Origin of the sequence: Alteromonas sp. CH_MED4-4 (genome assembly GCF_037029575.1) — a bacterium.
Classification (GTDB): Bacteria; Pseudomonadota; Gammaproteobacteria; order Enterobacterales; family Alteromonadaceae; genus Alteromonas; species Alteromonas macleodii.
Genome location: NZ_JAYMEU010000021.1, coordinates 1 through 13,538 on the forward strand (window position 1 = coordinate 1; position 13,538 = coordinate 13,538).

Here is a 13,538-nt window from a genome sequence, read left to right on the forward strand (position 1 = left end):
TTTATTATCGAGTTCGAGGAACGCCTCGAAAAGCATATTAACTAATGGCAGTTACACAGAATCTGTTACAGGCTCGTAAAATTTTATATAAAATATGTTTGTTTTTGTAAATAACTTTCAGTTTTGTCGTGATATGTCTGTTTATTTTGCTATTTCTGTAATTAAATTACGAAAAATGCTTTATTTTTTGAAAGTATTGTTCATAATGTATTCATCACTCAGGTGATATCTAATTTAGTTACAAAATAGGAATTCAAAAATGAAACTGTCTACTTTCGCTATTGCTCTAACATTATCTGTTGCTGCCACTCAATCTTTCGCAAAAGATGTCGTACTAAAGCCAATTAACGACAACATCGAAACACAAGCATGTTTAACTGCTGCTGAAGATGGTTTTGGTCCTGCATTGCGTCTTATCCGTTCAAAAGGTTTTAACGCAGAAGAGTTCAGTGCATCTGTACGTTGCAACGGCGAATCACTTCGCACTTTTGCTTACATGTACAAAAACAACAAGGCGACTGAAAACGCGAAAACTGTAGCACTTGTTGCTAAAAACCAAGATGTTGCGTCACAGGCTTGTCTAGAAGCGCTTTCAGTAGGTAAAGAAGCGGCACTAGCGAAGTTTGGTTTGGAAGGTGAGAACATTATTTGTAACCACAAAACAATGTCTGATTTTGTTCGCGAATACAGTGCAGAAAACGTAGTTGTTCGCACTGCTGCTGAATAAGACTGCGTTTTAGGATAGCAACCTACTGCTAATATTTAGTACAGTTTCATGGCCTTTCGCTTGAAAGGGCGAAAGGCCTGACACTTTACGCTTCGCTTGATTTAATTCTACGTAAGTCTTCTCGCATCGGCCAACCTTTAGCCGCACCGTTCAGTTTTTTCATTTCGTATAGGCCTTAAAATAGGCGTAACGCTCCACCTATAGTTATTGGTTTTCATCTGAATGAATCAAATGAAACTCCGTTTGCCTGCCATCTAAATAGGTTACTGACTGACCATCAAAAAATGCATCTTCTTCCAGCATAATTCTAATTTCTTTGTTCCACTCTTTAATAAAGCTCGCTGCATTGAGTTCTATCGAATAAGTTGTTTGTGCAAACACTGGATAGTCACCTTGAACTGGTACTCCTTCCTGTGCATCCCACATTCCTATCGTTGGACCTGCCGCGTGCCCATGAAAACCAAGCGGGTGGGTGTAAATAGCGGGCGTGATGCCTTGTTCGATAGCCTGCTGTCGCGACATACTCAAAATAGTGTTACCTGTTCTGCCTACTTTAAAATTACCGGTCAGAATGTCCTGCAACTGGTTTCCAGATTTAAGTGCTTCCTTAAGTGAAGCTGGCGCGTCTTTTTCACCAGGCTTTAACACGTAAGCATGCTGCTGTTGATCAGTATTAAGTCGAAGGTAAGTAATGCCGAAATCGACATGAATGAGATCGCCCGGCCGAATGATGTTTTCACCAGGACGCTTGCTAAATGCGGTAATTTGGTCGAAGACTTCACTGTCTTTACGTTGAATTGAGACAGTAGGATGAAACCAGTTGGTCAGCCCTAAAGCGCGCGTTTGATCACGCAGCCACCACACCACATCGTCTGTAGTTGTCACGTTAGGGGTTATAACTTCATTTGAAAATGCCGTTGCTATCAGTGAATGACCAATTTGAGTAAGTACCGGATAATATTGCATTTCAAGGTCACTGCGCGTTTCCAGCCAACCGATTGAGAGTCTTTCGCCACTTACAACGCGGTTTTTCAGCGCTTTAGGAAGTACGGCTATAAATTTGTCGTGTTCGGTAGAGGTCATGCCATCAGCGAGGGCAAATGAATCAGACGTATTAATGGCGATTTTAGCGGGATTCCGGGCTTCGATAACGTGTTTCAATGCCTTCCACTGGTCGGGTTGTGCTTCCTTATCCCACGCTTTTTTAAATAGTGACCCTACCGCATATCTTGCAACGGCCAAACGTTCTAGCGGTTGACCATTGCCGGGGTTATAAATGACTAACATGGTATGACGTCGTGCGGAAATCCAAGTAGAAGGTAACATGGTTTTTAAAACGGGATCTTCGTTGTATTCCCGGGACATTAACACCCACATGTCGATGCCTTCACGCTCCATAATTTGGGGCAGCACAGAGTTGAAGCGTTCAACGGTGATCTTATCAATCAGCTCGCTTCGCTGTTTCATACTAAGAATGTTATTCGCCCATGCGTTTGCCGATAGGGACAACATTACTAAACCTAAACTTATCGCTAGTAACTTTCTCATCCATGTTTCCTGTCTATTATTATTAAAATGACCACAGTGCGCGTTCATTTTTAGTAAACAAACCTAGCAAACACAAATACAAAGTAAAACGCGCACGAGTGGGGTAACATTAATCTAACACTAAATTTGAAAGTTCAGCTAGGCGTATCACCAGATAGCCCTAGTTATATGAAACGACTTCAATCTCTATGTTTTGCTGAGCCATGAAATAAAAGCGTCTACCTGGTTCATAATCGCCATGGCTAAAAGTATTGAAATTTAGTGCCAGAACCCGCTGCTCTGTTTCGTCTAAATTAGGCACAACAATACCGATGTGGTTGATATTGGCGAGGGTTTTATAATCGCTTTCTATATCATTGATAATTTTAGGTCTGTAAAGGGCTAGGTAGTCTTTATCGTTTCCTACGTGCACCGTGTAGCCGTCATTTTTGGCGCCGCCGCTCCACCGTACTTTCCAACCAAATAGCGTACAAAGTAAGCTAGCTAGCTCATCTGGGTTTTCAACGGTGATATTCGCGTGCTCTAAGTATGCAGTTGTCATGTGTTTTTCCTTGTGTAGATAATCAACGAAAAACAGCTTAATATCTAAAGCTAACTTTAGATCAAGCGTTTTTTACCGCTATTTCGAAATTGGAAAAGGGGCGTTATGGCACCAGAACCTATGGTAAGCATTGGCTTTATTGCTAAACGTACTGGCAATGCTGTTTCATTAATTCGCTATTATGCCAACGAAGGACTAATTCCTTCTGTGCGCACAAATGGCGGAAATAGAGCATTTCCTCGATCAGTCATTCGCAGAGTTTCCTTTATTTTGATTGCGCAAAATATGGGGTATTCCCTTGCTGAGATAAAGAGTCTGTTGTCTACACTTCCAGACAACAGAACGCCAACACAAGCTGATTGGGCAAAATTAAGCACGGTGTTTAATCAGCATATCGAAGCAAAAATTGCGGCGCTGACCAGTTTGAAGACGTCGTTAGAAGGCTGTATTGGCTGTGGGTGTTTGTCATTAGACCGCTGTAGGCTTTACAATACCGACGATAAAGTGGCAGCCCAAGGTAGCGGTGCCCAGTTGCTCGATGAAAACGTGCAATCCCAGTTCTTAGTTTCACACAAAAAGTAGCGCTTCATGCACCCAAAAAATCTTCACAAGAACGGCTATCCTATGGATACGCTGTGCCAGACATACCCAGCGCTCAAGTCTTTTCTCGTTCGTGCTAAAAGCGGCAATACCAGTATAGATTTCACCAGCCCAAAAGCGGTGAAGGTGCTTAATGCGGCCTTACTTCATCACTACTACCGCCTTGAATATTGGGATATTCCTGATGGCTACTTATGCCCCCCTGTACCTGGAAGAGCAGATTATATCCACGGTATTGCTGATTTATTAAAAAGCAGTGCGCAGTGTGAGCAGAGTCAACAGGGGAAAGATCAAAACGTTCGTGGGCTTGATATAGGCGTGGGCGCAAATGCTATCTATCCTATTATCGGCGTTACATCCTATGACTGGTCGTTCGTAGGGAGTGATGTTGACGACGTCGCAGTAAAAAGTGCTAAAGCTATTGCTAGTAAAAATAGTGTGTTAGCCCATAAATTCCAAGTGCGTAAACAAGCGAATAGAGCAAGTATTTTCAACGGCGTGATTGAAGCAAATGAACGATTTACGTTTACTATGTGCAATCCTCCGTTTCATAAGTCTGCGCAAGAGGCACTGTCAGGCACGCGAAGGAAGACATCTAATTTAACCCGTAATAAACAGAAACGAAGTGGTGCGAAGTTCATCGATAATCGTGAGCAAGGTTTTGGGCATCGTACATCCAAGCTACAAGGTAAAAATGCCGCTTACCAAGGTAAGGACGCAAACTTGAATTTTGCGGGCCAAGCGAATGAACTGTGGTGCGAAGGCGGTGAACTTGCCTTTATTCAGCGCATGGTTAAAGAGAGTGTCTCTGTAAAAGACAATGTAGAATGGTTCACCTGCTTGGTGTCGAAGAGTGCCCATTTGAAACCAATTAAAACCAGTATTGATTATTACGGTGCTGCGCAGTGTAAAGTGATTGATATGGGACAGGGAAGTAAATTGAGTCGTTTTGTTGCGTGGACTTTTTAACCGTTGTAACGCTAAGTTAAATTGACCGAGTACAGTTGAAGCAGCGTAGTGCGAGCACGCATAGCATTTGCTAAGGAAAGTGGTTCTTATTCTGAAGAACCACTTTCCAATTCAACGTTTAGAAGCTGAAGGTTTTTGATACACCAAATACAATGCGCTCATCGGCGGTATCAAAATCAAGATTGGTGTTTTCAGCAGCAATTTCGAAATCGAACCCTTCATAGCTTGTTTGGTAAGCCAAACGGTAGTGGTAGAAAGAGGTGTCATCACCATTCCACAGCCACTTGTCACTGTCTAGTGAGTTAGATACGTCAAAGCTTGCACGTAAATGATGGTTGGGGGCGAGTTCAAAGGTATGAGCAACCATTGCGATAGCGTGTTTTGCGCCTGTTCCAAAGTAATCCCACGTGTACCAGAAGTTTAGTTCTGAACTACCGTAGTCACTGGCATAACCAAACTTGATATACACCTCTGGGTAATTGCCATCACTTGAATCATCGCCACCGTGATAAGAGTAATAAGCGATGCCGTAGTCCAAACTCACCGTTTCGGTTAGCATTTGGTAACGACCCACGTAAAAATCCCATTCAAGGTTTGTATCGCCACCAAAATCTACATTAGATGCCCACGTGCCTGCATAAGTGCCGTTATCAAATGCTTTATCAACGCCGCCCTGAAGAGCCGGGTCGTTTTGCGTTTGGCTAACGCCGTTGAAGGTATAATCTGAAACCGCAGAGATATTGGCGCTCCAATCAGCGAATGAAGCTGAAGAATATAACGCTGCGACAATAGCCACTGTGAAAATATGCGTGGATGTAAAAAAAGAATTCAATTTTTTCATTGTTAAACACCTGTTTTTATCATTGTTTTATTTGGCCCGCTTCCTAGTTAATGCGCTCTTACGCAAGCTTCGGGCAATACTTACCCCCATTGGCTCAAAATGAGCCAATGTTAAGAAGGTAAAAAGTAAATGATTTAGTTAGTTGAGATTTTCTATCTTGGTAAAGTCGATTTTGTTTTCTTTCGGCGATGTTTTGATGGCCGTCACCGATTTAAATTTCTGACTTAGAATGAAAGCAAAGCAGCTAAAGAAGATAGTGATAACTAACGCACCCACCCACTGAATTTGCAAGAAGTCTAGTTTGAACAGCAACGTAAGTAGCGAAAGCGCCACGATATTGAGAGCAATGTAATTGCCTTTACCGATGCGTTCAACGGTCATGTTTAGATTATCTGTGTACAGTCTAATCAGTGAATCAAGTGAGTTGATCACAAAGACGACACCCACGCATACCATGGCTAAATTGGTTATCCCCTCAGTAGGAATACCGGCACTGTGATAGTGGTACAGTACTGAAAACCAAGCCGCAATCGGGATAGATGGAATGACCATCATAGCCAACATGACTTGATAAGTTTTAAGACCGCCCACGAAACGAGACGTAAACTGACCAATCATGATGCTCCAGCTGAACCACCAGAATAGATAGAACTCGTGATACTCATTAATGGGTAATACGAAGTTATCGATGTTCGCAAAGTACCCGCCAATAAGACCTAGGTTGGTAAAATAAGCCGTTATCTCACTTTCACCAAATACAAATGCAGCCGCCCACATGCCAATAATAAGCGCTATAAATACCCATGTGGTTGTTAGGCTTAAAATACGCACGTATTTAATGCTAGTGCTCGAATATACGGCAAAAGCAATGGCTGCAAACACGATCAAGTAGAACGCAGGCACGACAGATTCTCCGTCGCCTATCGACGGTAAATACCACGGAAGGTTAGACAGCAGTAGAAACGCCGTGAAAGCACAGGTTCCGATGATTACAACGTTGTTTACGAACTTAACAACCGGAAGCTCGAAGAACTTTACTTTCGGTTCGATTACGCAGAAATAAAAACAAGTAAGAAAGTAGAATCCCCAAATTAAGAATCCCCAAAACCCAAACTCAATGGCGAGCGGATTGGTGAAGGCATATTCAGGACTTGCGCTTATGTCAGCATAACCAGCAAATTCAGTGAGCGGGAACATAATAAGGCCCACGTCCAAACCTGAGGTAAAGAGAATGGCAATAAAGGTAAAGGTTCTAACTGGCGTTACGCCGACCACTTTCATATTGCCCCATTTAACCAAAATATAGGCTACAGAAAGTAGAGTGAAAATAATGCCTGCACTAAGCCATATTGTCATTATCACCCTCCCAGTATTGATAAAAATAAAACATGTTTTTTCCTTTTTTCGTTATTAAACAGCCACCCAGCTACACACATTGTCACCTTAATCGGCTGCATATAGGCACTGTGGAAGGTGCGCTTATTGCAAGAACAAGCACACTAGTGCGAAATCGTTTTAACGTTTAGCGTTGCTCGGTTTGCCAATTAGGGTGGATATCTACCGCCACATTCTGTGGTGGTAAAGCGGGCTTACCCAGAATGATGTCTGCCGCCTTTTCCGCCACCATGATGGTTGGCGCATTTAGGTTTCCGTTTGGAATAGTGGGGAAGATCGAAGAATCCACCACTCGCAATCCTTCAATGCCATGAACATTGGTTTGAGAATCTACCACTGCCATCTCATCTTCACCCATTTTGCAAGAGCATGATGGATGGTAAGCGCTCTCAACGGCTTCACGCACAAAAGCGTCTATTTCTTCATCCGTCTGAATGTGCTCGCCAGGCTGAATTTCGCCGTCTCTGAAGTCGTCGAATGCTGACTGTGCGATGATTTCTCGTGTAAGTCTTACGCATGCTCTAAACCCTTCGATATCATCTGGATGCTGCAAATAGTTAAACAAAATTTTAGGCGGAACCGTCGGGTTAGCCGACTGAAGGGTTACGCTACCTCTACTTTTAGGTTTGTTGTGACCTACGTGCACTTGAAAGCCATCGCCATCAAACGCGGACTTTCCGTCGTATCGAATAGCGGCAGGCAAGAAGTGGTACTGAATGTCAGGCCACTCCACATCTGCTTTCGAGCGAATGAAGGCGCAAGATTCAAAGTGATTCGTAGCGCCCAACCCAGAACGGTTAAGCAACCAGCGAGCACCGATCAACCCTTTTGAAATTAAGCCCAGTTTGCGATTTAACGTAATTGGCTGTTTACACTTGTACTGGAAATAAAATTCCAAATGATCTTGCAGGTTTTGACCCACACCCGGCAGGTGGTGCTTAACATCGACACCTGCTTTTTCAAGAATATCTTTGTCGCCAATTCCAGAAAGCTGCAGGATGTGTGGCGAGCCAATAGAGCCGGCGCTTAAAATCACTTCGTTAGATGTGGCGGCAGTCTCGGTTTTACCGTTAACTACATATTCAACGCCTTTTGCGACTTTATCTTCCAGCACGACTTTAGTAACCAGCGCGCCAGTCACTATAGTTAAATTCTTACGCGATTTTACCGGGTCAAGATATTCACGGCTTGCTGAACTGCGTACACCGTCTTTCACGGTCATATGCATAGGGCCGAAGCCTTCTTGCTGCTTGCCATTGTAATCGCTAGTGATGTCGTAGCCCGCCTGTTCGCCGGCTTTAATGAAGGCCGTATAAAGCGGGTTCTTCATTTCGTTACCGTTGTTAACGCCGAGTTCACCATTGCCACCTCGGTACGCGTCGTTACCTTTGTACCAGGTTTCAGCTTTTTGGAAATAGGGGAGGCACGCCTGATAATTCCAGCCCTCTGCGCCGTGAGCTTCCCATTCATCAAAGTCTTTAGCGTGGCCGCGTACGTATACCATTCCATTAATGGATGACGAGCCGCCCAACACTTTACCGCGTGGGCAGTGCATTTCACGGTTGTTTAAATAGGGCTCTTTTTCAGTGTTGAATTGCCACGCATACTTGTCGGTATTCATAGGAATAGACAGCGCCGTTGGCATCTTGATGAAAATGCTTTTATCTGAGCCACCGGTTTCCAGTAGCAACACCTCGTGCTTTGGGTTTTCTGATAAGCGGTTCGCTAGCACGCAGCCGGCAGAACCAGCTCCAACAATAATGTAATCAAATGTCTGCATATGTACTCCTACTGCGGCTTAAAACGGGCTCTCAATTTGGCTCATACCTACATAAACCGATTTGGTCTGTGTGTAGCTATTAAGCGTTTCAACGCCGTTTTCACGTCCAATGCCAGACTGTTTGTAGCCGCCTACAGGCATTTCAGCCGGAGAGTTACCATATGCATTTATCCAGCAAATACCGGCTTGAAGTTGGTGGATAACGCGGTGCGCGCGCTGGATATCCTTACTAAATACACCGGCAGCTAAACCTAGCTCAGTGTCATTCGCGCGTGCGATCACTTCGTCTTCATCATCGAAAACTAACACGCTCATTACTGGTCCGAAGATCTCTTCTTTAACGATAGTCATATCGTCAGTGCAGTCAGTGAAAATTGTTGGCTCAACAAAATAGCCATTTGGCGCAGATGCCGGAGAGGCAGCGTTCCCGCCGGTTAATAGCGTTGCGCCTTCTTCTTTTCCTTTGGCAATATAGCCAAGTACCAGCTCTTGGTGCTTTTTAGAAATAAGTGCGCCCAGGTTTACGTTGGGGTCAAGTGGATCGCCCATAACAATGTTGTTTTCGGTACGGGCTTTAAGCTCATCAATAAAGGCTTGATAAACAGAACGTTGAACGTAAACACGGGTGCAGTTAGTGCAGATTTCACCTTGGGTATAAAAATTACCAAGCATAGCGGCGCTGATAGCTTGGCTAATGTCGGCATCTTCGAATACCACAAGCGGTGACTTACCGCCAAGCTCCATTGTCACGTCTTTTAAGTTCGACGCAGCGGCGCTTTGCATCACTTTTTTACCTGTGCCTACTTCACCAGTAAACGATACTTTCTCAATGTCAGGGCTATTTGTAAGCCACTGGCCTACTTGTGCTGCGCCTTGAACCACATTGAATACGCCGTCAGGTACGCCAGCTTCGGTGAAAATTTCAGCCAGTTTAAGCGCACCCATTGGGGTTTCTTCTGACGGCTTAAATATAAACGCATTACCTGCGGCAAGGGCGGGGCCTGATTTCCAGCAAGCGATTTGAATAGGGTAGTTCCATGCGCCAATACCGGCACATATACCTAGCGCTTCTTTGCGCGTGTAGAAGAAATCGCCACCCACAGGTTGCTGGGTACCTAGTTGAGTAGGAGCTAGGCCGGCATAGTACTCAATGACATCAGCGCCAGTTTCAATATCAACACAGTCGGCTTCTTGAATAGGCTTACCGGTATCGAGTACTTCAAGCTTAGCGAGTTCGTCATTACGCTCACGAAGCAATGCAACCGCTTTATTAAGAATGCGGGTTCTTTCAATTGGCATCATTGCTGACCACACTGAAAAGCCTTCTTTAGCGCTTTTGATTGCTTCTTGTTGAATAAACTCATCAGCCACTTCTACGTGGTAAATTACCTCACCGGTTGCGGGGTTGGTTACAGCAAAGGTTTCTTTGCTTTTGTTTGCCATCGGCTTGCCGTGAATGAAATTCTGATAAGTCGGTAATGACATGCATAAACTCCTACTTTTAAAAGGACTAAAACTTTCGCCAATTTGCGGGTACTGCGAATTAACTTCTATTACGAATACCTAATACGTAGAAATAGTTTCAAAATGATGAATAGTGTTGAAACTATTTTCTCTATTGAGTTGCTAACTTGCACGAATAGAACACTTTCGCTTAGTAAAAGTCACCCTGTAAAAACATCATCACCTACTGCGCCCATGACGCATTATTGAAGGTTTTAGGACGTAATGTCGCACGTCTTTTTACTGATGCTTTTATTTTAATTGGTCGTTCAATAAAAATAAATTGTATAGTGTTCTAACTATTGTTTCAACTTGTGAGCATTGTTACAGACGCGTAATTACTAGGAGTAACTTGCGAAACTTGCTGGTAAGTGAATGATTTTAAATGGTAAAAGTGTAAACATTAAATATATAAAGAATTAGCTATCCCCATGCTTAATTCCTTTTTGATTGACCAATTAAAGGTGAGAAAATGTTTAACTGAAACTAATTGAGTTGGAGGTAAGGGTTAACCTTGCGGGGCTAAAAGCAATTGCTCTAAGCAATTTGATACTGTTGAAAAGAGAAGTTAAAAGGGCAGCTGAGGCCCTTTCATCATGTGAGGTAAATATTAAGGTAGAGACTAAGCCTAAAACAGACAAGTAAGCGTCGATTTCGCTTTAGGTGCTTAAACTACAATGGTAATAACCTGAGTTGATCGATAGGGTAGCAACATCACCTTTATTCCAAAACACTACGTTCTTGTTGTTGGTGTATTTTGCCCCCGATGCTGAACGTGATAACTGCACAATGTGATGGGTGTTGTTTAATGATAAAGCCAATGTGTCAGGCCCCAGCGTATTTACACGTAATGTAGCGAGATTGGCATTAGGCGTTTCACATTTGTACGTTTTGGTCGACTCTTGTTCATTTGAGCCAACCACATCTTGTTTTTGCGATGAAGCCAGGTCAGACAATTTCGTATCTACATTACTTTTTGTCGCACTTGCCGATTTGTTTGTCGTCGATTGAGAAATCTGTGCAGCAATCGCTCTAATCGTTTCATTGCCATTACTGTCGTAAAGCACCAACCAAGTATTTTCCACTATCGAATAAGTTGCCGATGCGGCCAACATTTCGATGAAGCGTTGCTCTTGTTTCATCAGTGCAGGCGCACATGCCTTTTTGGTGAGAATGAGCTTATCAGTGGAAAAGGATTCAGCTGAGCTTTTATCACTAAATACCGTATCGGCTTCATCAACATCTAGCGCTCCGGTAAACTGATTACAACCTGTACTGCCGCTTACTCTGCTAGTGTCTCCGTTTGAATTTACGTTAAGCGTAACATGGCTGAAATCGATAATTCCTGCTCGGTCTATACTTTCAACCTGCCAATGACTGTCCGCTAACGTAAGTGGTTTGCCTTCGGTATGCTGTTGACTACCTTCACTTTCATTTGAATAGAGAGAGGAGACCGAGCTGCACGCTGTTAAAGAAAGAAGCGCAGAACCTGTCAAAGCCCAAAGGTACTTCCTGTAAGTCATGAAAACTCCAATTGTTTTTAATCAATTTCACTATGATTCGCGATAGCCAACTAAGTTCATCTTTAACCGTTGAGCTCAAATAGCACGAAGAGCACCACTATACCTCCACTTTGTCGTCAAAACGACAGTTCGTAAGCGAATGAACGGAGTAAACTAACACCTTGATATAACTTATGGGTGACGCAGTATGAAAAATTTAGAACAGCACTTGAGTGAGTACGCCAAGTACCACAGAGATCAAAGAAACATATACACCCATTATGTCGGTATTCCGCTAATTGTTTTCTCGGTTTTCTGTCTACTAAGTAAGCCTGCGTTTCTAATTAGCGCGCCAATTTTTGGAGATATGATCATAAGCCCAGCGCTCTTTGTTTGGGCAATTGGTAATGCGTTCTACATTAAGTTAGATATAAAACTTGGCATAGTGATGACGCTTATTACGGGGGCTATGGTCTATTTCGCTCAACCCATCGCACAGAATGAAGTGGGAACATGGCTTGCTATTTCACTTGGTATTTTTATTGGTGGTTGGGTGCTTCAATTTATTGGTCATCACTATGAGGGTAAAAAGCCTGCGTTTGTCGACGATATAATGGGGCTGGCGATAGGACCACTATTTGTGCTTGCGGAATTAAGTTTTGAGCTAGGCCTTCGAAGTGCACTTAAAGAAGAGATAGAGTGCCGCTCCGGACCCATAAAGTAACTGCTTTAGACAGCGCGTTGAAACAACTAGTCTCAACGCGCTGTTATAACATAATCGCTAAGCTTTCATCTTCTCTATCGTTTCTTTACGCAATTGTATTTTAGACTCAGCAAAAGACTGTCTAGGCAACATCTTCAACTTTTCTGCATAACCCATGGCTGTCGCTAATACCTGCTCTTGAGGTACTGCAGCATCTAAAAAGCCCGCTTTTACCGCTTCACTGCCTTGATAAATACGTGAAAAAAGCAATGCTTCAGTTTGAGACGTATTCGCTAGTCTTGCTTTGGCTAGCTCCATACCGAAAGGCGGTAGCACCATACCAATGGCGGTTTCATTAAGCCCATACTTAGTATCTGCGTCTTTACCAATGCGCAGGTCAGCAGCCATAAGCATAATTGCGCCCATTGCAATGCTGTGACCTTCAGCTGCAACGACAACTGGTAGTGGGAAGCTATATAGGCGTACGATTAACTCAGCGCCTTTTGACACCAACTCGTGCTGTTTTGCTTTGTCGTCGGCTTTCATTACCGATAAATCAAACCCGCCGCAAAACTTGCCTTCACCACCGTATAATACAACCGCTTTTGCGTTTTGCTCTGCTTCATCTAAGGCATCGTTAAACTGCTGAATAAGCTCAAACCCAACGGCGTTAACTTTTCCGTCGTCAAAGGTGATTACTGCAATATCGTTATTAATAGCTAAATTAAACGCCATGGTATGTCCTGTCACTTTCTTAGTAGGAATTAATTTACGTTACACTCTGTTAAGCGCAACTTTCTAGCAGTGATTGTAGGTAATTGATTTCTTTTATGATAGTGCTTTAGGCATCATCTTCGGGATATGTGCTATGAATATCGGCGTTGTCTGCGACGCGCTTTCGCGTTATTAGCCCGCCACTGCGCACGTTTGTCTTTCACAATTCGCTCTAGGTCTTGGCCATCCTCTATCAAAATTGCGTCGTTAATGGTTGTTCGTTTTGTCATACTAAAACTCCAGTTTTAGCTGCTTATTGCGCCATTTTTTCGAGCATTGGTTGAGTACGTGAAGCGAGACACTCTCAGTGGCTATCTGTCTCGCGAGGTTTAACGCTGCGCTGGCTTGCTCGTCGGTCAGGTTTTTATAGGCCGGCGAGGGAATGACCTCATACCACGCACAGCCGACAATATTGTCTAAAATCACCCGCATAAAGCAGTGGTCATGATGTATTGGCCAGGCGTTTTTCTTTGCAGATGCAATAGAAGGGAGCACATTTTTCGCGTAGTGTAGAAATTCTCGTAGGTTCTTCGTGTGCTCTGTTGAATTCGAAAGATAAGCGTGTGGGAATTGGTTCTGAAGGGAAGGTGTGTGCATGAGTGATTTAGCCCTCGTCCAATTCGTTTAGGCACTTTTATTACGACATAGCAAGAGT

14 protein-coding genes are annotated in these 13,538 nt (G+C 43.5%); 4 read left to right on the plus strand and 10 right to left on the minus strand.

Annotated features, from left to right (window positions below; genetic code table 11):
• The first annotated feature begins 259 nt into the window (after positions 1-259).
• Positions 260-727: a hypothetical protein gene (locus WA381_RS14345; protein ID WP_014950289.1), complete on the plus strand. Its 468-nt coding sequence runs from the start codon at positions 260-262 to the stop codon at positions 725-727.
• A 204-nt stretch (positions 728-931) separates the two neighbouring features.
• On the opposite strand, the gene WA381_RS14350 is transcribed toward WA381_RS14345, so the two are convergent.
• Together WA381_RS14350 and WA381_RS14355 are read right to left on the minus strand one after the other, a co-directional pair.
• Positions 932-2,275 (minus strand): M24 family metallopeptidase, encoded by a 1,344-nt coding sequence (locus WA381_RS14350; RefSeq protein WP_156086714.1) that lies wholly within the window; start codon positions 2,273-2,275, stop codon positions 932-934.
• Positions 2,276-2,435: 160 nt separating this feature from the next.
• Positions 2,436-2,816 carry a VOC family protein gene (locus WA381_RS14355; RefSeq protein WP_131136797.1) on the minus strand — a complete coding sequence of 127 codons (381 nt, stop codon included), beginning with the start codon at positions 2,814-2,816 and terminating at the stop codon, positions 2,436-2,438.
• Between the two features lie 105 nt (positions 2,817-2,921).
• Between WA381_RS14355 and soxR the strand changes: the two genes are divergently transcribed.
• Both soxR and rlmF read left to right on the plus strand, forming a co-directional pair.
• Positions 2,922-3,398 (plus strand): redox-sensitive transcriptional activator SoxR, encoded by a 477-nt coding sequence (gene soxR / locus WA381_RS14360; RefSeq protein ID WP_014977126.1) that lies wholly within the window; start codon positions 2,922-2,924, stop codon positions 3,396-3,398.
• Positions 3,399-3,404: 6 nt separating this feature from the next.
• Positions 3,405-4,385, plus strand: coding sequence for a 23S rRNA (adenine(1618)-N(6))-methyltransferase RlmF (gene rlmF / locus WA381_RS14365; protein ID WP_156086713.1), 981 nt, complete (start codon positions 3,405-3,407; stop codon positions 4,383-4,385).
• Between the two features lie 118 nt (positions 4,386-4,503).
• Here the strand turns inward: rlmF and WA381_RS14370 are convergent, their stop codons facing one another.
• The 5 genes from WA381_RS14370 to WA381_RS14390 all read right to left on the minus strand — a co-directional run bounded on the left by WA381_RS14370 (position 4,504) and on the right by WA381_RS14390 (position 11,427).
• Positions 4,504-5,226 carry a TorF family putative porin gene (locus WA381_RS14370; RefSeq protein ID WP_156086712.1) on the minus strand — a complete coding sequence of 241 codons (723 nt, stop codon included), beginning with the start codon at positions 5,224-5,226 and terminating at the stop codon, positions 4,504-4,506.
• A 138-nt stretch (positions 5,227-5,364) separates the two neighbouring features.
• A complete protein-coding gene (locus tag WA381_RS14375) occupies positions 5,365-6,582 on the minus strand; it encodes a BCCT family transporter (RefSeq protein WP_156086711.1) in 1,218 nt (405 codons plus the stop codon).
• Positions 6,583-6,748: 166 nt separating this feature from the next.
• Positions 6,749-8,401 (minus strand): choline dehydrogenase, encoded by a 1,653-nt coding sequence (gene betA, locus WA381_RS14380; protein WP_156086710.1) that lies wholly within the window; start codon positions 8,399-8,401, stop codon positions 6,749-6,751.
• Positions 8,402-8,419: 18 nt separating this feature from the next.
• Entirely contained in the window at positions 8,420-9,886 is a 1,467-nt protein-coding gene (gene betB, locus WA381_RS14385) for a betaine-aldehyde dehydrogenase (RefSeq protein ID WP_014950281.1), read from the minus strand.
• Between the two features lie 677 nt (positions 9,887-10,563).
• Entirely contained in the window at positions 10,564-11,427 is an 864-nt protein-coding gene (locus WA381_RS14390; RefSeq protein WP_156086709.1) for an META domain-containing protein, read from the minus strand.
• A 187-nt stretch (positions 11,428-11,614) separates the two neighbouring features.
• On the opposite strand from WA381_RS14390, the gene WA381_RS14395 reads away from it, so the two are divergent.
• Positions 11,615-12,130, plus strand: coding sequence for an Mpo1 family 2-hydroxy fatty acid dioxygenase (locus WA381_RS14395; RefSeq protein WP_156086708.1), 516 nt, complete (start codon positions 11,615-11,617; stop codon positions 12,128-12,130).
• A 57-nt stretch (positions 12,131-12,187) separates the two neighbouring features.
• Here the strand turns inward: WA381_RS14395 and WA381_RS14400 are convergent, their stop codons facing one another.
• From WA381_RS14400 to WA381_RS14410, 3 genes are all read right to left on the minus strand, one after another.
• Positions 12,188-12,844 (minus strand): crotonase/enoyl-CoA hydratase family protein, encoded by a 657-nt coding sequence (locus WA381_RS14400; protein WP_156086707.1) that lies wholly within the window; start codon positions 12,842-12,844, stop codon positions 12,188-12,190.
• A gap of 131 nt (positions 12,845-12,975) precedes the next feature.
• On the minus strand, positions 12,976-13,113 hold the full coding sequence (locus tag WA381_RS14405) for a hypothetical protein (protein ID WP_168463548.1): 138 nt from the start codon (positions 13,111-13,113) through the stop codon (positions 12,976-12,978).
• A gap of 1 nt (position 13,114) precedes the next feature.
• Positions 13,115-13,480: a hypothetical protein gene (locus WA381_RS14410; RefSeq protein WP_156086706.1), complete on the minus strand. Its 366-nt coding sequence runs from the start codon at positions 13,478-13,480 to the stop codon at positions 13,115-13,117.
• Positions 13,481-13,538 lie beyond the last annotated feature (58 nt).